This window comes from Oceanicoccus sagamiensis, assembly GCF_002117105.1.
GTDB lineage: Bacteria > Pseudomonadota > Gammaproteobacteria > Pseudomonadales > Dasaniaceae > Oceanicoccus > Oceanicoccus sagamiensis.
In genome coordinates this window covers 321,444-339,588 of the sequence record NZ_CP019343.1, presented here as the reverse complement: position 1 = coordinate 339,588, position 18,145 = coordinate 321,444, and the positions used below count along the sequence as shown (strand labels likewise).

The 18,145-nt window shown below is 47.1% G+C and carries 20 protein-coding genes; 15 read left to right on the top strand and 5 right to left on the bottom strand.

Features of this window, described 5'->3' with window-relative positions; genetic code table 11:
* Nucleotides 1-39 precede the first annotated feature (39 nt).
* Together BST96_RS01515 and BST96_RS01510 are read left to right on the top strand one after the other, a co-directional pair.
* The gene (locus BST96_RS01515; protein WP_085756988.1) at nucleotides 40-561 is read left to right on the top strand and encodes a DUF1993 domain-containing protein; all 522 of its coding nucleotides are present in this window, start codon (nucleotides 40-42) and stop codon (nucleotides 559-561) included.
* Nucleotides 558-2,066 carry an FMN-binding glutamate synthase family protein gene (locus tag BST96_RS01510; RefSeq protein WP_206045380.1) on the top strand — a complete coding sequence of 503 codons (1,509 nt, stop codon included), beginning with the start codon at nucleotides 558-560 and terminating at the stop codon, nucleotides 2,064-2,066. Before BST96_RS01515 ends, BST96_RS01510 begins: the two co-directional genes overlap by 4 nt.
* 67 nt (nucleotides 2,067-2,133) lie before the next feature.
* Here BST96_RS01510 and BST96_RS01505 read toward each other — a convergent pair whose 3' ends face one another.
* Nucleotides 2,134-2,442: a hypothetical protein gene (locus BST96_RS01505; protein WP_085756987.1), complete on the bottom strand. Its 309-nt coding sequence runs from the start codon at nucleotides 2,440-2,442 to the stop codon at nucleotides 2,134-2,136.
* Between the two features lie 57 nt (nucleotides 2,443-2,499).
* On the bottom strand, nucleotides 2,500-2,868 hold the full coding sequence (locus BST96_RS01500; protein ID WP_085756986.1) for a hypothetical protein: 369 nt from the start codon (nucleotides 2,866-2,868) through the stop codon (nucleotides 2,500-2,502).
* Between the two features lie 249 nt (nucleotides 2,869-3,117).
* Here BST96_RS01500 and phaR point away from each other — a divergent pair, with 249 nt between their 5' ends.
* Nucleotides 3,118-3,525: a polyhydroxyalkanoate synthesis repressor PhaR gene (phaR, locus tag BST96_RS01495; protein ID WP_169713858.1), complete on the top strand. Its 408-nt coding sequence runs from the start codon at nucleotides 3,118-3,120 to the stop codon at nucleotides 3,523-3,525.
* A gap of 40 nt (nucleotides 3,526-3,565) precedes the next feature.
* Here phaR and BST96_RS01490 read toward each other — a convergent pair whose 3' ends face one another.
* The 3 genes from BST96_RS01490 to BST96_RS01480 all read right to left on the bottom strand — a co-directional run bounded on the left by BST96_RS01490 (nucleotide 3,566) and on the right by BST96_RS01480 (nucleotide 7,113).
* Nucleotides 3,566-4,345 carry an esterase/lipase family protein gene (locus BST96_RS01490; RefSeq protein WP_085756984.1) on the bottom strand — a complete coding sequence of 260 codons (780 nt, stop codon included), beginning with the start codon at nucleotides 4,343-4,345 and terminating at the stop codon, nucleotides 3,566-3,568.
* Between the two features lie 57 nt (nucleotides 4,346-4,402).
* Nucleotides 4,403-6,100: a WS/DGAT/MGAT family O-acyltransferase gene (locus BST96_RS01485; RefSeq protein WP_085756983.1), complete on the bottom strand. Its 1,698-nt coding sequence runs from the start codon at nucleotides 6,098-6,100 to the stop codon at nucleotides 4,403-4,405.
* 149 nt (nucleotides 6,101-6,249) lie between these two features.
* Nucleotides 6,250-7,113: an MmyB family transcriptional regulator gene (locus BST96_RS01480; RefSeq protein ID WP_085756982.1), complete on the bottom strand. Its 864-nt coding sequence runs from the start codon at nucleotides 7,111-7,113 to the stop codon at nucleotides 6,250-6,252.
* A gap of 292 nt (nucleotides 7,114-7,405) precedes the next feature.
* Here BST96_RS01480 and BST96_RS01475 point away from each other — a divergent pair, with 292 nt between their 5' ends.
* The 12 genes from BST96_RS01475 to BST96_RS01420 all read left to right on the top strand — a co-directional run bounded on the left by BST96_RS01475 (nucleotide 7,406) and on the right by BST96_RS01420 (nucleotide 18,141).
* Nucleotides 7,406-7,972, top strand: a complete 567-nt coding sequence (locus tag BST96_RS01475; protein ID WP_085756981.1) for a PEP-CTERM sorting domain-containing protein — start codon at nucleotides 7,406-7,408, stop codon at nucleotides 7,970-7,972.
* Between the two features lie 194 nt (nucleotides 7,973-8,166).
* Entirely contained in the window at nucleotides 8,167-9,225 is a 1,059-nt protein-coding gene (gene hisC / locus BST96_RS01470) for a histidinol-phosphate transaminase (protein ID WP_085756980.1), read from the top strand.
* 215 nt (nucleotides 9,226-9,440) lie between these two features.
* On the top strand, nucleotides 9,441-11,378 hold the full coding sequence (thrS, locus tag BST96_RS01465) for a threonine--tRNA ligase (RefSeq protein ID WP_085756979.1): 1,938 nt from the start codon (nucleotides 9,441-9,443) through the stop codon (nucleotides 11,376-11,378).
* A gap of 6 nt (nucleotides 11,379-11,384) precedes the next feature.
* On the top strand, nucleotides 11,385-11,951 hold the full coding sequence (gene infC / locus BST96_RS01460) for a translation initiation factor IF-3 (RefSeq protein ID WP_476703808.1): 567 nt from the start codon (nucleotides 11,385-11,387) through the stop codon (nucleotides 11,949-11,951).
* Nucleotides 11,952-12,037: 86 nt separating this feature from the next.
* Nucleotides 12,038-12,232: a 50S ribosomal protein L35 gene (rpmI, locus tag BST96_RS01455; RefSeq protein WP_085756977.1), complete on the top strand. Its 195-nt coding sequence runs from the start codon at nucleotides 12,038-12,040 to the stop codon at nucleotides 12,230-12,232.
* A 39-nt stretch (nucleotides 12,233-12,271) separates the two neighbouring features.
* On the top strand, nucleotides 12,272-12,628 hold the full coding sequence (gene rplT / locus BST96_RS01450) for a 50S ribosomal protein L20 (RefSeq protein WP_085756976.1): 357 nt from the start codon (nucleotides 12,272-12,274) through the stop codon (nucleotides 12,626-12,628).
* A 120-nt stretch (nucleotides 12,629-12,748) separates the two neighbouring features.
* Nucleotides 12,749-13,765 carry a phenylalanine--tRNA ligase subunit alpha gene (gene pheS, locus BST96_RS01445; protein ID WP_085756975.1) on the top strand — a complete coding sequence of 339 codons (1,017 nt, stop codon included), beginning with the start codon at nucleotides 12,749-12,751 and terminating at the stop codon, nucleotides 13,763-13,765.
* Nucleotides 13,766-13,876: 111 nt separating this feature from the next.
* Nucleotides 13,877-16,267 (top strand): phenylalanine--tRNA ligase subunit beta, encoded by a 2,391-nt coding sequence (gene pheT, locus BST96_RS01440; RefSeq protein ID WP_085756974.1) that lies wholly within the window; start codon nucleotides 13,877-13,879, stop codon nucleotides 16,265-16,267.
* A 47-nt stretch (nucleotides 16,268-16,314) separates the two neighbouring features.
* A complete protein-coding gene (gene ihfA / locus BST96_RS01435) occupies nucleotides 16,315-16,617 on the top strand; it encodes an integration host factor subunit alpha (protein WP_085756973.1) in 303 nt (100 codons plus the stop codon).
* Entirely contained in the window at nucleotides 16,598-16,954 is a 357-nt protein-coding gene (locus BST96_RS01430; protein ID WP_085756972.1) for a MerR family transcriptional regulator, read from the top strand. Before ihfA ends, BST96_RS01430 begins: the two co-directional genes overlap by 20 nt.
* A 183-nt stretch (nucleotides 16,955-17,137) precedes the next feature.
* A complete protein-coding gene (locus tag BST96_RS01425; protein ID WP_085756971.1) occupies nucleotides 17,138-17,608 on the top strand; it encodes a GNAT family N-acetyltransferase in 471 nt (156 codons plus the stop codon).
* Nucleotides 17,609-17,730: 122 nt separating this feature from the next.
* Entirely contained in the window at nucleotides 17,731-18,141 is a 411-nt protein-coding gene (locus BST96_RS01420) for a VOC family protein (RefSeq protein WP_085756970.1), read from the top strand.
* The last annotated feature ends 4 nt before the right edge of the window (nucleotides 18,142-18,145 follow it).

Genomic DNA, 18,145 nt, shown 5'->3' with positions numbered 1-18,145 from the left:
GAGCCTTGTTCCATGCCGTTATTTCCAATAGGACTATCTATGAGTATTTCACTGTACGACGTTAGCGTCAGCAATTACCTGCAAATCTTACGGGCTATGGAAGGGGTGTTAGCCAAGGGGGCTGAATTTTACCCGGCGCAGGGGCGGGACTTAAACGAAGTGTTAGAAACAAAACTGCGTGACGATATGTTGCCTTTTCGCTTTCAGCTAATTTCGGTGGTTCATCATTCGCTGGGAGCTATCAATGGTATTAAGGGCGGTATTTTTACCCCGCCGCCTTCGATGCCGGATGTTGATTATGCCGGCTTCCAGGCGTTGGTAGCCGATGCGATTACGCAGTTAGAAGCTTTATCTCAGGATGAGGTTAATGGGCTATCAGAGCAGGCGCTGAAGTTTAAATTAGGTGATTTTGAAATGCCGTTTATCGGCCAGGATTTTGTTTTATCTTTTTCACTACCTAATTTCTATTTTCATGCCACGACGGCCTACGATATGTTGCGGATTGATGGCGTCCCTCTGGGCAAGAAAGATTTTCTGGGTGCGATGCGGATGGCTTCATGAGTGATATGGATGAGCTAACAGAGCTGGGCCTTAAAGTTCTGGAGTATGGCGCTCTGGTTTTTATGTTCTTTCTGGGGGTGTTGTTTTTTACCATCCTGTATTTGTATATCGCTGATATTACCCAAAGCAAACAAGCCATCCGTAGAAATTATCCGGTGGTTGGGCGCTTTCGCTATTTCTTTGAGCATATGGGTGAGTTCTTTCGGCAGTACTTTTTTGCTATGGATAGAGAAGAATTGCCCTTTGATCGTGCTCAGCGTTCCTGGGCTTATCGCGCTTCTAAAAATATTGATTCTACGGTTGCCTTTGGTTCGACCCGGCCACTAAATAACCCGGGCGATATTATTTTTCTGAATGATCTTTTTCCCGTACTTGCAGAAGATACCCGGCCGGCGTCGGCTGTGACCATCGGTGCCGGTTATGCAGAAAAGCCCTATACCAGTTCTGCGGTTATCAATATCTCGGGGATGAGTTTTGGCGCTTTATCGGTTCCGGCCATCAGCGCGTTGTCCCGCGGTGCTAAAAAAGCCGGTATTTGGCTTAACACGGGGGAGGGTGGTCTATCTCCTTATCACCTTGAGGGTGGCTGTGATCTGGTGTTTCAAATCGGCACGGCCAAATATGGTGTGCGTGATGATCAGGGTTTACTCAGTGATAAAAAACTTAAAGAGATAGCGGCTCACGAACAAGTAAAAATGTTCGAGATAAAAATGAGTCAGGGAGCCAAGCCCGGCAAAGGCGGCATGCTGCCCGGTGCAAAAGTATCGCCAGTGATCGCTGAAATAAGGGGTATTAAGGCCGGTGAAGATTCTATCAGCCCCAATGGGCACCCGGAAATAAGAAGTGTTGATGACCTGTTGGATATGATTGTTCGGGTGCGTAGCCTGACCGGCAAGCCCTGTGGATTTAAAGCCGTGATGGGCAATGGTCGTTGGGTGAATGAATTTCTTCAGGCAATACACCGCCGGGGCTTGGATTGCGCCCCTGACTTTATCACTATCGATAGCGCCGATGGTGGCACCGGTGCAGCACCGCAAAGTTTAATCGACTATATGGGCTTACCGCTAAAGCAAAGCCTGCCCTTGGCTGTCGACAAATTAAAGCAATACCAATTACGTGACCGGATAAAAATCATAGCCTCCGGCAAATTAATAAACCCCAGTGATGTGGCCTGGGCTTTGAGTATGGGAGCTGATTTTGTGGTGTCGGCGCGGGGCTTTATGTTTTCTCTGGGCTGTATACAAGCACTGCAATGCAATAAAAATACTTGCCCTACGGGGATAACCACCCATAACCCGGATTTACAAAAAGGTCTGGACCCAAGGGATAAAGCTGAGCGAGTCTGTAATTTTGCTAATAATATGACCCATGAAGTAGAGATGATTGCTCATTCCTGTGGTGTTAGAGAGCCCCGTGAGCTAAGGCGTTGTCATATTAGTGTAGTCAATGAGATTGGAGTGCCTGTGCCATTAGAGAGCCCGGATATGCCTGAAGACGTGCATTAAAGGCAAAAAAAATCCGCAGATGAAAGATTCAATCTGCGGATAAATCGGAAACAGGGTTTCTCGAGACCTAGACGGTGTAAACAGTTTTTAAAGAGTCAGAAAATTCTTCAAAGGCTTTAACATTGCTATTAAATAGAGCTTCAAGGTTTTCTTTAGCTTGCTGCTCAAAAGCCGTGTTAGTTTCAATCGCTTTTTCAAAGCTGCCACAGTTGGCAATTTCTTTTAGGCTGTCGATGCGCTGGTCAGCTAACTTGGCCATGGCTTCACCTTGACGACGGCTAAATGATTCGTAGAAGCTCATCTGCATTTCAACGGCTTTGGTGTTAGTTTCTACAGCTTGTTCAATAAATTCTTTTACGTTGTCTAATTCGCTCATGATCGTTACCTTTTGTGGTTGTTTGTCATTCCCGCCTGCGCGGGAAGGGCAGAAAAATTAAGCCGCTTTTTTGCTGGCAGCCTTAGGGGCTTTTGTAGCGGCGGGAGCTTCAGCTGTTTCAGCGCTGTATAACTTAGTGATCTCTTCGACCAGCGTTTTAGTCGCGTCAGCATTGCTTTGGTAAAAGCCGCTTACTTTGGCTTTAATGCTATCTTCAAATTTAATATTGGCTGCAAAGGCGCCGCTAAAGGTGGTTGCCTTAGCAATCTCTTCAAGGTGGTTGCGAGTTTGCTCAGCCAGCTCAGTAGCGCTGTCAGTGACTTGCTTGGCAAGGTCGGTGTAATAAGCAGTTTGTAGCTCAACAGATTTGGCCTGATTGTCAGACAGTGACTGAATGGCTGTAGTAATCTCTTCAAAGTTGTTCATGGTGAGCTCCGGTAAGCGTTTCAATTAAATTTGTGCGCTGCACAACATGAGGCGTATATTAGGGATGATAGGAAAGGGTGTCAAGCTTTTTTTGTGCTTTGCACAATAATATAAGTATTTGATAATTAAACATATTTTAAAATATTTGGTGCAAATGCAAAATATTATGACGCATTGCGCAATATTTTTCCTGTATCTAGGGGTATTTGGCTGGGCTATAATCGCGCCACTTTACTCAAGGGCTCAAAAGTGAAAATTCTGAAGAAATATCCCAACCGCCGTATTTACGATACTTCGGCCAGTGCTTACATCAAATTAGAGGATGTACGGCAAATGGTGTTGAACTATGAACCCTTTCAGGTGGTGGATAGTAAAACCGGGGATGATTTAACCCGCGGGACTTTAATGCAGATAGTCACGGAGCTGGAATCTGAAGGGCAGCGGTCATTATTGACCAATCGTATATTGGAGGAGTTAATTCGTTTTTACGGTGATCAGTTTGCAACCGTGATAGGCCCGCTGATAGAGCAGCAGATTCTTGCCTTCTTAAAAGAGCAGGATAAAGTTCGCTCACACCTTAAACAGTTTTCTAGTCCTGGTATTCCCACGGCAGAAGATTTGCTGAAAAAGTATCTTGATTCACTGCCAAAGTTTTAAAAAAAGGGGGCTATTAAGCCCCCTTTTTTTAAGCTGCACCCTAGTGCAGATGTTCAGGAAATGCACCTTTTAGCCATAGTGGCGAATTAAAGGGCTTCCATTCTCCTTCTTTCTGGGCCAACCGATCGGTTAATAGATAATAAATGGCAGGGCTAAATCCCATACCGCTGTGGCTGCTATAGACTTCAATATTCTCAGCACAGTCGCTGGGCTTATTCTGGCGGCAAGTTGACCAATGTACGATACCATCTAACTGGCTATATACCATGCTGCAAGGGACATCAGGGGCAGTAGCTGTTTGCTCAAGGAACTCATTGTCAAAGTCAGCCATATATTCGCGGTTCATATATTCATACAGCGCGCTAATACGAGAGCCGTCACCATTGCGTCGGTCAACGGGGCTGCCTAAGCAAATAACCTGTCGAATATAAGGCGTTAACTTTGCCAGTTCTCTGGCATAAATACCCCCAAGACTCTGACCTATCAGTGTGATTTTTTGACCGCTCTCTTTATAGAGTGCTTCAATCCTTTCAGCACACAGCCGAAAGAGTTCTTCTCTGGCACCCTTATTTACACCGAGTCCCCAACCATGAACGTCATAGCCCATATCGGAGAGAAAGCGTCTTAGTGATAGGGTGGAATCGTCATCGGCGGTAAAGCCGGGGATAATCATTACGGTGTGGCCATCACCTTTGGGAGCAAGACGCAACAGCGGTAGTGAAAAGGGTAGCGACATCATCTCGCCCATGGCGCGGATACCTTCGCTGTAAAACAAAAAATCGTTAGGTTTTTCCTGTTCACTAATCTGGGTTTTCGTCATTATTATTTTAGCCTTTCTTATGATTGTTGGTTGTGATTATTGGTGATAACCGAGCCTCTAATGGAGCTCGGTATTATCTGGCGAACTATCCTCATTCTGCGTAACGCCATTCACATTGTCAAAGAGAGATGATTGATCTTCTTTCTTCTTTGTTGTTTTTTTAGCCGCCTTTTTTTTCGTTTTGGCAGGTTTAGCGCTATGGGTTTCAGACTCTGATTTAACGGTTTTTTTCTTCGCTTTAGTAGCGGGCGCTTTGGTCTTTTTCACAGTTTCTTTAGCTTTCTTTGGCGTGGCTTTTGCTTTGCTGGTCTTTTTTTGTGCGGTGGGTTGCGGCGCTAAAAAAACCGCGACTAATTCTGCGAGTGATTCGCGTAATAAATCCGCGTAATGGGCAGGGTCCGGCATCATTTCGCGGCAAGAGGTGACACCGATAGTGGCCTGGCCACAGTAACTGCTGATTGAATGAAACAAGCCGCAGCTATCCTGAGCAATACCCAGACCAAAGCTGGTCACCAAATGAGCGCCATTGCTATAAAGCGGAATCGGTGGCCCCGGTACATTGGTGGTTACGGTATTAAAAACCGGGTCCATATGATTGGCCAAACCTTGCTCCGCGGCTAACTTGGCCCCTAAAGAGGTCAGGCTGGTGGGCATATACTGAGAATATTCCAGCATGGTTTTTGCGCCAATGGCGGCGGTTAATTCTTTTGCGCTGCGGGTTTCCTGGCAGATGGCCAGCATTCTCTCTTTAGGATCGGCAATATCGGTTCTTAACGCTACAGACATTGAGGAGACATCGTTACCGGTTTCGGTATGGCCGGGATCAACGGCTGCCGAGCGGGTATTAATCGGGCACATACTCACCAGTGATTGGCTGGGTAGCTCATCTTTTTCCAGCAAATAATTACGCATCGCCCCGCTGCAAATAGCCAGCATGGCATCATTGACGGTACCGCCTGCGGCATTTTTAATTTGCTTAATAGTATCCAGATCAAATTGCACACCTTCAAATACCCGGCTGCTGCTAACGGTTCCGTTAAACCGTGTTCTTGGTGCGCGCTCAGGCAGTTTGATTTTTCCTTCGCTTAACATGGCCAGAGCTTCTTGAACTTTAGGTGCAGTGGCGCCCAGGGTTTCCAAAAAACGTAGCGGTTTGGTTAGGTTATTAAAATTAGCCATGCCTAGTAGCTCGGCATCGGTGGGGTCTTTATCAATATCCCAGGGGCCGGGAGGGGGGACACGGCTGGCATCGGGTACCGGTTCCAGGTCGGCAAAGGCTGCGCCAATATCGCTGGACATAGTGCCATCGATACAAGCGTGGTGGACCTTGGTTAAAACGGCATAGCAGCCCTTGGGAATACCTTCGACATTATCCAGGCCTTCAATGACATACATTTCCCACAGCGGTTTATTGCGATCTAATGGGCGAGCATAAATGCGGGCAACCTGAATACAGAGTTGGCGCCAATCACCCGGTTCCGGTAAAGAAATATGGCGAATATGAAATTCCGGGTCAAAGCTCTCTTGATTAATCCAATAAGGAAAGTCGGCATTAAAGGGCACCTCAGCTAAGCGCTGGCGCATCAATGGCGCCAGGTGCTTACGCTTTAAGGTGTTTTCCATAATCTGCTTAAAACGAACTTTGCCGCCGGGGGCGGTAGAGGGGTCATAAATGCCTAGGCCGCCAATATGTTGGGGGGCGGTAGGGGTTTCGTTAAAGATAAATCCGGCGTCGACTGCTGATAGCTGCTTCATAAAATCTGCCTCGGTGAGCTAAGCCCATGGGGGAGTTTTGGTAACAATGCGCCTGAATAGTCCTTGGGCGATACCAGAGAATGGCAATATATTACCGAAATACTGGCCAGAGGCCATGACACAGCATGTCTAGTGGCTTAAGCCCTGGCTTAATAAAACAGCAGCGGGTGTTTAAGTTCTGGGTTAATCATGGTTGATAAGTCCAGGTCGTCATCTTCCGGGTAGAGAGTGTGAATGGAGAGGTTGGGCTCTGAGGTGTAGGCATTTGGCCCCAGTGCTCCCACTGTGCTGCTAACACTAAAAAAGCGATGGATGGTGTCGTTAAGCGTCATTTGCACACGGAAGCTTGCCATGGGCTCCAAGGCGGCCCCTCTTTGCTGCCAGTCTTCGGGGACACTGGGGTGCTGCTTAAGCCGCTCAAGCAGTTGATGGTCTTCTTCGCTATCCGAGAATAGAGCAATCTGTTTTAGCGACATCAGAATAACCGACAAGGTATCTTCCCAGTTACTCACCATATTACCCACCCCTTCGCGGCTAAAGAGAAAGTCATAGTGGTTGCTGACTTCATCCAGCGATTGTTGGCTTAAGTGGTTTAAGTAAAAGCCTACCCAGGCTCGATTAACCATCACAATATTGGTTGACCTATCCAGCAGCACAGTGGGGTAGGGGTCCAGTGCACGCAGGGTTTTGGTCATGGCTTTGCGTAGCCATTTTAGCTCGGGTGAATGAAAGTCTACTTTGGGTTCTATTGGTGCATAGCCTGCGGAAATTAATAGATGGTTACTATCTCTGCGCCCCAAATTCATGGCTTTGGAAATTTCAATTACCAGGTTTTCACTGGGGCGGCTGCTGCCATTCTCCAGGCGGCTAATATGGCGGGGGGAACTATCAACTCTAAAAGCCAGTTCTTCCTGGCTGAGGCTATGCACACTGCGCCAGAATTTTAGAAAGCGCTCAAAGGCAAAGCTGGGGGAAATCTCTTCTGTGTCATTGCTGTTGTCTTGTTTTGACATAAATGGCCTAAGGTGAATTGAGTCAGTTGGTCAATACTGCTTGGGCCAACCATGCTGGAAGGCCATCTTAACACTAGGCGATAAAATGCCAAGCGACAAAATTTTTGGCGCCTCACGCAAGGGTGGGCAGGCCATGATGTTGGCTTATCTACATATTACCCTAAGTCATTTTTTGTATTTTAAATAGTCATTGGATGCATGTTGTGTGGGGGCATACTCTTCGATCGGAGCCTCGTTGCTTCCCTGTCTTAAGGGCAGTAATCCAAACAATGACTAACAGAAGGGATATGCTATGGATAAATTAATCCAACTATTTGCTCTCAGCCTATTGCTGGCCAGCACTGCCGCGCATGCAGAGTATTATCAAGTGACTGGTGAGAATGGCTTTAGCGTAGGTATTGAAACCCTGCCAGGGAGTGAGGTGGTGTGCGATAAGAAAAAAGAAATCGCCTGTTTTGACGGTCCCAGTAATTTATATATTACTGATGAACAAGGTCAGGTGTTTGATTTCACCATCAGTGACAGTTCATTCATTATGGAAGATGAGAAGATCAAATATGAGTTTGATTTAACAGCCGATGGTAGTGATTCTCTGTTCGTTGGTGATATGTCTATGAGTCTGGATATTAGCCAGAAAAAAGCTGATCAGTTTGATGTTAAGCTGGATTTAAGTATTGAAGGTGAGCATGAAGACTATGGTTTTATTGAGTTTGATGAGACATTTACACAGAAGAGTATAGATTTTGTGGTGTCACCCAATCCTCCGGCTTTCGTTCCGGTTCCAAGTTCACTGTTGCTATTTAGCAGTGCGCTGATTGGTATGGCCTTGATCAAGCGTAAAAGCATTGATAGCGAATAAGTATTGGCTGTATTGAAGGGTTATACAGTGGCAGGCTATAGCCACAAACTTAAAAGCAGCGGGCACTGGCTCGCTGCTTTTGTTTACCGGTCATAATTTCTTTGCTGTGATCACGAAAAGAGTGATTACAAAGCAGCCAAGCCCTGTATAATTCCCTTTTTCTTTTAGCGATCTAGCAGAGTAAAAGGGTTTTTATGACTTCTCCCTATTGGAGTGATTTTGTCCAGGGATTACACCCCTATGTGCCCGGTGAGCAGCCGAAGGTACAGGATTTAATTAAGCTGAATACCAACGAAAACCCTTACCCGCCCTCACCTAAAGTGTTGCAGGTTATTAATGATGAGGCGATTAATGCTCTGCGTTTGTATCCTGACCCATCCAATAGCCGTTTAAAGCAGGCACTGGCAAAGCATTTTGCATTAAATGAAAAGCAAATCTGTTTGGGTAATGGCTCTGACGAGATTCTGGCTTTTGCTTTTCAGGGTTTGCTAAAACACAGTAAGCCCATCCTGTTTCCCGATATCACCTATGGTTTTTATACGGTTTATTGTGGCCTCTATGGTATCGATTATATTGAGCTGCCATTAGCGGAGGATTTCTCAATTAACCTGGCGGATTACCAGCGTGACAACGGCGGTGTTATTTTTCCCAACCCGAATGCACCTACTGGCGTAGGTAAGAGCCTTGATAGTATTGAGAGCTTGTTAAAAACGAATACCAATAGCGTTGTGATTGTGGATGAGGCCTATGTTGACTTTGGTTCTGAGTCGGCAGCCAGTTTGCTTGAAAGCTACCCTAACTTGCTGGTGATCCAGACCCTGTCCAAATCTCGCTCCCTGGCGGGTAGCCGTGTCGGTTATGCTCTTGGTCATGCGGATTTAATTGAGGCCCTGGAGCGCATCAAAAACTCCTTTAATCCCTATTCTATAGATCGTCTGGCAGAGTTGGCTGCTACCGCTTCTATAGAGGATGTGGACTATTTTAATGACTGCTGCCAGAAGATTATCACTACCCGAGAGTGGACAGTGCAGCAGTTGCAGGCTTTGGGCTTTGATATATTGCCCTCAATGACCAACTTTGTGATGGCCAAGCCCAATAGCATTAGTGCAGAGGCATTATTTACCCAATTGCGTGAGCATAAGATATTGGTGCGTTATTTCCAGAAGCCCCGTATAGAAGAGTATTTACGCATTAGCATTGGCACGGATAAAGAGATGCAGGCTTTAGTTACAGCAATTAAAAGCATTCTTTAACCCCGTCGTAGGGTGGATTGCAATCCACCACCACCATCACTGCGTCACAGGGGTGGATTTTAATCCACCCTACTGACAAATGTTAATCTTCCATCTTTACAAACCACCTCGCTCTGGTAGAGTGTCAGCCTCTTTTACCAGCTAGCAATACCGATAATAAAACAACATGTTCACGCGGGCTTTGGTAAGGTTCGCCACTGAAATAGGAAAGTACAATGCCTGTCATTACTCTGCCTGACGGAAGTCAGCGTTCATTCGATAACCCCGTTTCTATTTTTGATGTCGCCATGGATATTGGTCCAGGCTTGGCTAAAGCGTCTCTTGCCGGAAAGATTGCCGGTGAACTGCTGGATACCTCCTATCTGATTGATAGCGATGTTGAGCTGGCCATTGTTACTGAGCGCGATGAAGAGGGACTGGACCTTATCCGTCACTCAACCGCTCACCTAATGGCCATGGCCGTACAAGAGTTATTCCCGGGTGTACAGGTGACTATCGGCCCTGTTATTGAAGATGGCTATTACTACGACTTTGCCTCCGGTCATGCATTTAGCGAAGAAGACCTGGCAAAAATCGAAAAACGTATGTCGGAGATCGTTAAAGATGATATGCCTATTGAGCGGGTCGTGATGGAGCGTGACCACGCTATTAAAACCTTCCGCGAAATGGGCGAACACTACAAAGTACAAATTATTGAAGCCCTGCCTGAAAATGAAGAAGTCTCTATCTATAAACAGGGCCCCTGGATGGATTTATGCCGCGGCCCCCATGTGCCTAGCACTGGCAAGCTAAAAGCCTTTAAATTAATGAAAGTGGCGGGTGCCTATTGGCGCGGTGATTCCAATAATGAAATGCTGCAACGGGTTTACGGTACCGCCTGGACCAACAAAAAAGAGCTAAAAGCTTATTTGCACCGTTTGGAAGAAGCTGAGAAGCGTGATCACCGTAAGCTGGGTAAGAAGTACGACCTGTTCCATATGCAGGAAGAAGCCCCGGGTATGGTGTTCTGGCACCCTAAAGGCTGGAATATCTATAAGACCATTGAGGGTTATATGCGTGAGCAGCAAGCCCTTAATGACTATCAAGAGATCAAAACCCCGCAGTTGGTGGATTTCAGTCTGTGGGAAAAATCAGGCCACGCCGATAAATTTGGCGATGATATGTTTGCGCTTAAATCCGAAGAGCGGGATTTTGCTATTAAGCCGATGAACTGCCCCTGTCACGTACAGGTATTTAATCAGGGCTTGAAAAGCTACCGTGACCTGCCATTGCGATTAGCGGAATTTGGCTCCTGTCACCGCAATGAGCCATCGGGTTCACTGCACGGTATTATGCGAGTCCGTGGCTTTGTACAGGATGATGCCCATATCTTTGCCACTGAAGAGCAGATTCAGCCGGAAGTATCGCAGTTTATCGACTTCCTGCACGCGGTATATAAGGACTTTGGCTTTAGTGATGTGATTTACCGCCTGTCGACTCGTCCTGAAAAGCGGGTAGGTAGCGATGAAAGCTGGGATAAAGCTGAGAAGGCCCTGGCGCAGGCTTTAGATAGCAAAGGCCTGCCATGGGAAGAGCTACCCGGGGAAGGCGCATTCTACGGCCCTAAGATCGAATTTTCTCTAAAAGACTGTATTGGGCGAATTTGGCAATTGGGCACTATTCAGGTGGATTTCTCTATGCCTGGTCGCCTTGATGCGCAATATGTCTCTGAAGACGGCTCCCGTCAGACCCCGGTTATGTTACATCGGGCAATATTGGGTTCATTCGAACGATTTATCGGTATTTTGATCGAGCATTACGAGGGCGCATTTCCCGCCTGGTTGGCCCCAACACAGGCCGTAATTGCCAATATCACGGACAAACAGTCCCCATTTGTGAAAAAAGTCCACGAATCCTTGAAAAATAAGGGCTTTAGAGTGGATGCGGACTTGAGAAATGAGAAGATCGGCTTTAAAATCCGCGAGCACACAATTCAGAAGGTTCCCTATCTGCTGGTAGTCGGCGATAAGGAAGTGGAAAATCAGACCGTGGCCGTGCGTGCACGCAATGGTGAGGACCTTGGCTCAATGTCAATTGAAGCCTTTGAACAGCTCCTCACTGATGACGTAGCCCGACGCGGCCGTGTTGCTTCTGCAGAAGAAGCAGACTCATAAGCTGGTCTGAAGACTGAACCTGGACAAAACCGGAGATTAACGATTAAGCAAAAAGGTAAAAGCAAGCGGGCCACGATCAATGATGAGATCGACGCCAAAGAAGTCCGCCTAATAGGTGCCGAAGGTGAGCAAGTAGGCATCGTACCCATCGAAGAAGCACGCCAAGCTGCGGCTGAGGCGTCACTCGATCTGGTACAAATAGCAGATTCCGATCCGATAGTCTGTAAGATCATGGACTACGGTAAACATGTGTTCGAAGCTAAAAAACAGCAGGCTGCTCAGAAGAAGAAGCAGGTGCGGACACAGGTTAAGGAGATGAAATTTCGTCCTGGGACGGAAGAAGGGGATTATCAGGTAAAACTACGCAACCTGGTACGTTTCCTTGAGCACGGGGACAAAGCCAAAGTAACACTACGTTACCGCGGCCGTGAAATGGCCCATCAGGAAATTGGTATGGACCTACTGAAAAGGATCGAAGGTGATCTGGCTGAGTTAGGGACTGTAGAGCAGTTTCCAAAGATGGAAGGTCGTCAGCTGACGATGGTCATTGCCCCAAAAAGTAAGAAGAAGTAAATAGTGAGCTCATAGGGCCTATTAACTTCTGTTTTTTTTTAACTATTTAGACTGATTTATCAGTCCCAAATGCGGAGTATCTAACGATGCCAAAAGCTAAAGTACATAGCGGGGCAGCTAAACGTTTCAAGAAGACCTCTTCTGGTTACAAACGTAAAAGCGCCCATAAAAGTCACATCTTGACCAAGATGACCACTAAACGTAAGCGTCAGCTACGTGGAACTTCTCAGGTTCACGCCTCAGATAAAGTGCTTATCGATCGTATGTTGCGTGCGAAGTAATCGCCGTCACACTCACTGGAATAGATTTAGGAGACTAATATGCCTCGCGTAAAACGTGGTGTGGTAGCACACCGTCGTCACAAAAAGATTTTAAAACAAGCCAAGGGTTACTATGGTGCCCGTTCACGTGTATTTCGTGTTGCCAAGCAAGCTGTTATCAAAGCTGGTCAATACGCCTACCGTGACCGTCGTCAGCGTAAGCGTCAGTTCCGCGCCCTTTGGATCACTCGTATCAATGCCCAGTCTCGCGCTAACGGTTTGGCTTATAGCCGCCTGATCGCTGGTCTGAAGAAAGCAGAAATCGGCCTTGATCGCCGTGTTCTTGCTGATTTGGCAGTACATGACAAAGCCGCTTTTGCCGCCATCGTAGAGAAAGCAAAAGCAGCCTTGGCGTAATGACGAGTCGGTCGCAAGACCGTTAAGCATTACCACACAATAGGGAAAGGGCTGCCGCTCTTTCCCTATTGTCGTTTTAACAGTACAGAAAATAAGACACTTACATAGAGAAGCGAATAGATGGAAAATCTGGAGTCTCTGGCCAATGAAGCCCGTGAAGCCATAGCGAGCGCAACCGATGTTGCCGCGCTGGATACCGTTCGGGTTGAATACCTAGGCAAAAAAGGCAGCATAACCGGGCTATTAAAAGGTCTCGGTAAACTCTCTGCGGAAGAGCGTCCGGCAGCGGGAGCTGAAATCAATAAGGTTAAGCAGGCTCTGCAAGAATTAATTGGTGAGCGAAAAGACAGCCTGGAAGGCGCAGCGGTTGCTGCCAAGCTGGCTAACGAAACCATTGATATCACCTTGCCTGGCCGCGGCGAAGCAACCGGTGGTTTGCACCCGGTTACTCGTACTATTGAGCGTATTGCAGAATTTTTTGAAGCTATTGGCTTTGAAACCGTAGAAGGCCCAGAGATCGAAGATGATTACCATAACTTCGAAGCGTTAAATATTCCTGCGCATCACCCCGCAAGGGCGATGCACGATACATTCTATATCGATGAAACTACAGTACTGCGTACTCACACTTCCCCCGTGCAAGTACGAGTAATGGAAGCAACAGAGCCGCCCTTAAAGGTTATCTGCCCCGGGCGTGTTTACCGTTGTGATTCCGATTTAACTCACACTCCAATGTTCCATCAGGTGGAAGGTTTATTGATTAGCGAAAACTCCAGTTTCGCTGACCTAAAAGGCATCGTAGAAGAGTTTTTGCGTGTCTTCTTTGAAAAAGAATTAGCGGTGCGTTTCCGTCCCTCTTACTTCCCGTTTACTGAACCTTCAGCAGAAGTCGATATTCAGTGTGTGATGTGTAATGGCGACGGCTGTCGTGTTTGTAGCCAAACCGGCTGGTTAGAAGTAATGGGTTGCGGCATGGTGCATCCCCGCGTATTTGAATACTCAAAAATCGATACCGAAAAATATACCGGCTTTGCCTTTGGTATGGGTGTCGAGCGCTTAGCCATGCTGCGTTATGGCGTGAACGACTTGCGCTTGTTTTTCGAGAATGACTTACGCTTTCTCGAGCAATTTAGATAGCACCGGTGGTGGATCACGATCCACCCTACGTAGGGTGGATTATAATCCACCTTCACCACAGCGATGGATTAACACCCACCCAACATTAAGTTTTTTAGAGATTAGATAACAATGAAAATCAGCGAAAAGTGGCTGCGCGAATGGGTAAACCCCAACGTTTCTACCGATGAATTAGTTGAACAAATTACCATGGCCGGTTTAGAAGTTGATGGTACCGAAGATGTTGCCGGTGAATTTACTGGCGTTGTTGTCGGTGAAATACTTTCCATTGAGCAGCATCCCGATGCCGATAAATTGCGGGTTTGCCAGGTGGCTGGCGGCGATGAAGTGGTGCAGGTTGTTTGCGGAGCCCCCAATGCCCGTGCTGGTATTAAAATTCCTTTTGCAACGGTTGGCGCTATATTGCCTTCTGACGATGCCAAAGGGTTTAAGATCAAAAAAGCCAAACTGCGCGGCGTAGAATCTTTCGGTATGTTATGTGCCGAAAAAGAATTACAGCTTTCTGATGCGGATGAAGGTTTGATGGAGCTGGCTGCGGATGCACCGGTTGGCACTAATCTGCGTGACTACCTTGAGTTGGATGACACCATTATCGAAGTTGATCTGACGCCTAACCGTGCTGATTGTTTAAGCATTGCCGGTATCGCCCGTGATGCGGGTGTGCTTTATAAAGCAGAAGTAACGGCTCCTGAGATTAAACCTGTTGCTGCTCAAATTGATGATACCTTGCCTGTTGAGATTTTGGCCGGTGCTGATTGTTCACGCTATGTAGGGCGTGTTATTCGCGGTGTTGACGTTTCTAAGCCAAGCCCGTTATGGATGCAGGAAAAACTGCGCCGCTCAGGTATTCGCTCGATTGATGCTGTTGTGGATGTTACCAACTACGTCTTATTAGAGTTGGGCCAGCCTATGCATGCCTTCGACTTAAACCGGTTAGAAGGCGGTATCCGTGTTCGTCACGCAGAACAGGGTGAGAAGCTGGTCTTGCTAGATGGTCAGGAGCTGGAGCTGAAAGCTGAAAGCCTGGTTATTGCTGATCATCAAAAAGCAGTTGCCCTGGCCGGTATTATGGGTGGCGATGCGACTGCTGTTAATACCGAGACTAAAGATATCTTCCTGGAATCAGCATTCTTTACTCCCGTTAAGATTGCTGGCCGAGCCCGTAACTACGGTTTGCATACAGATTCATCTCACCGCTTTGAGCGTGGTGTGGATTACGAGCTGCAAGTGACCGCTATGGAGCGTGCTACGCAATTGCTGCAAAGTATTGTGGGGGGTGAAGTTGGGCCAGTTATTGAAGTCAGCTCAGCGGCGGATTTACCCACCTCAGCCACTATCGAATTGCGTGAAGCCAGAATCGAGAAGCTGCTTGGCCTTAATATCGAGAAAGCTGAAGTCACCGATATGCTAACCCGCTTGGGTTTGGCGGTGACTGAAAACGACCAGGGCTGGAGTGTAGGCTCACCTTCATGGCGCTTCGATATTGCCATTGAAGCCGACCTGTTGGAGGAGATTGCCCGTATCTACGGCTATAACCGCCTGCCGGTGACCAATATTACTGCTGATCTGAAATTAAAGCCCAAGACTGAAACCAAAATTGGCCTTAAGGCCATCCGTCGCCAGCTTGTGGCCAAGGGCTATCAGGAAGCGATCACTTACTGTTTTGTGGAGCCTAAGGCTCAGCAGCTAATTTGCCCACAAGATGACACCGTAGCACTGGCCAACCCCATTTCTGCCGATATGGCGGTTATGCGCACCAGTTTATGGCCTGGCCTGTTAAATACCATGGAACACAACCTCAATCGCCAGCAAAACCGTGTGCGTATCTTTGAGAGTGGCCTGCGTTTTATCCCTCAAGCCGATGGCCTGCCAGAGCAGGACGCTATGCTAGCGGGCGCTATTACCGGTCGTCGTGAGCCTGAATCCTGGTCAGAAAACGGTGACTTAGTCGATTTCTATGACCTCAAAGGTGATCTTGAGTCGGTGATTGCTCTGGCTGGTAATAATACCGAGCTGTCATTTGCCAAAGGTGAGCACCCGGCACTACATCCCGGGCAAACAGCGGCTATCAAACAGGGTGAAGCGATTGTTGGCTATATTGGTGCTATCCACCCCGAACTCCAGAAAAAACTCGGTTTTGCGCAAACAATCTACCTGTTTGAGGTGAAATTGTCGGCTATTACCGAATCTGAGCTACCAAAGTTCACAGAACTGTCAAAATTCCCGGAAGTTCGCCGAGACTTGGCTATCCTTATAAACCGAGAGATAGAGGCGGGTGCTGTGCTGGAAACCGTACAATCCGTAGCCGGTGAAGATCTTCGTAACCTCAGGTTGTTTGACATCTATGAGGGTAAAGGTATTGATCTTAAAGAAAAAAGTCTGGCTCTCGGCTTGACGTATCAGCATTCTTCGCGCACTCTTAATGAAGATGAGGTCAATGCCTCTGTTGATCGCGTGGTGTCAGAACTGCAAAGCCGGTTTGGCGCTACGTTAAGGAACTAAACAAGTCGGCAATCACGCTGACGATACTAGTTATGGGAAGCGAGTGAATGACAGCTTTGACCAAGTCCGAAATGGCCGAAAAGCTATATGAAGAACTAGGGCTGAATAAACGAGAAGCCAAAGAGGTGGTAGAGCACTTCTTTGAAGAGATTCGACACTCTCTCGAAGACAATGAGCAGGTAAAGCTGTCAGGTTTTGGCAACTTTGACCTTCGCGACAAGAGCCAGCGCCCTGGTCGCAATCCGAAAACAGGGGAAGAGATCCCCATTTCTGCCCGACGAGTGGTGACATTCCGCCCCGGCCAGAAGCTAAAAGCACGAGTAGAAGCGTATGTTGGAACCGAGCAATAACGACGAATTACCGGTAATTCCGGGTAAGCGTTACTTTACCATTGGCGAAGTCAGTGACCTGTGTGCGGTTAAGCCGCATGTACTGCGTTACTGGGAGCAAGAATTTCCCAATCTAAAACCTGTTAAGCGTCGCGGTAACCGCCGCTACTATCAGCGTGAAGATGTTATCTTAATTCGCCAGATCCGTAGCCTGCTATACGATCAGGGTTATACCATTGGTGGTGCGCGTCAGCGTATGTCCGGTGAAGAGACCGAAGTTGAAGCCGGTGATTACAAGCAAATGCTGCGTCAAATGATCAACGAATTAGAAGATGTCTTATTGGTGTTAAAAGCCTGATAAGTTTTATAGATTGTCTGGATATTGAAAAGCCGCTCACATGAGCGGCTTTTTTTTTGCGGGTGATAATGCCTAAGCCAGCCGTCAAAAATGTTAAATTTTCTTGTCATTTATGTCCTAGCATTTCGGTTTTATTTCATAGATCCTAGCAGCCAGTCTATTTGGCAACTATAGGATGTTATTGTGAATATACGATTGATGACAAGGGATGACCTGATGGGGGCTTCACAGGTACACAAAGAAGCCTTTAGGCACGAAAAGCTCTCCTTTGAATGGCTGGAGTGCCATCTCAATGCCTTTCCTCGATTTCTGGGCTTTGTTGCTGAAGTTGACCGGGTGGTAGTCGGTTATATTATCTGGGCACAGAAAAGTGGTTTTCGTGCAGAGACAGTACTGGAGTTAGAGCAGATTGCCCTATTGCCCGAGATGCACGGTCAAGGAATGGGGCGACAGTTAATCTACCAGTCATTACCTTTGGTAAAAGGCGAACTGGTCAGTCAGGGTTCCGTGATCAAGCATATTGTTGTCGATAAAAAAGCGTATTACCCCGTAGAGACTCCCTGCAAGCCTGATTGGGGGGCTGAGATTGAGGCTGCTATTACCAATCTCTATACATCGCAAATGAAAAGTCTTTGGTCACCGGAAGTTTGTTAGCTATTTAGTTGTTAATTTCTTGCCAAAATTGCCAAATTATTTGAGCGTACTTTGCTTAATCAATAATTCAGTCAGCGTGGTTAAAAAATTAGGCTGCTAATTACGAGCTGGAAGGAGACCTTATGAAACCAAGAATCAGCATGATAGCTCTTGCCGTTAATGATATCGCAAAGGCCAGTCAATTTTACCGTGAGGTCTTTGGCTTTCCGCAGATAGAGTCCGCACCAGCGGTTGCTTTTTTCGACTTAAACGGCACATGGCTTGGTTTGTCAGAGCGAGAGGATCTGGCCAAAGATGCCACAGTTTCTGCTGAAGGTACTGGTTATAACGCTTTTAGCCTGGCCCATAATGTGACATCAGAATCGGAAGTTGATCAATTAATGGCAGAAGTGTTGGCGGCGGGTGCCATATTGGTAAAGCCTGCTCAACCCGCTGATTGGGGTGGCTATCATGGATATATCAAGGACCTGGATGAACACTTGTGGGAAATAGCCTACAATCCTTTCGAGTGGGTAGGGCCAGAAGATAACTAAAGCT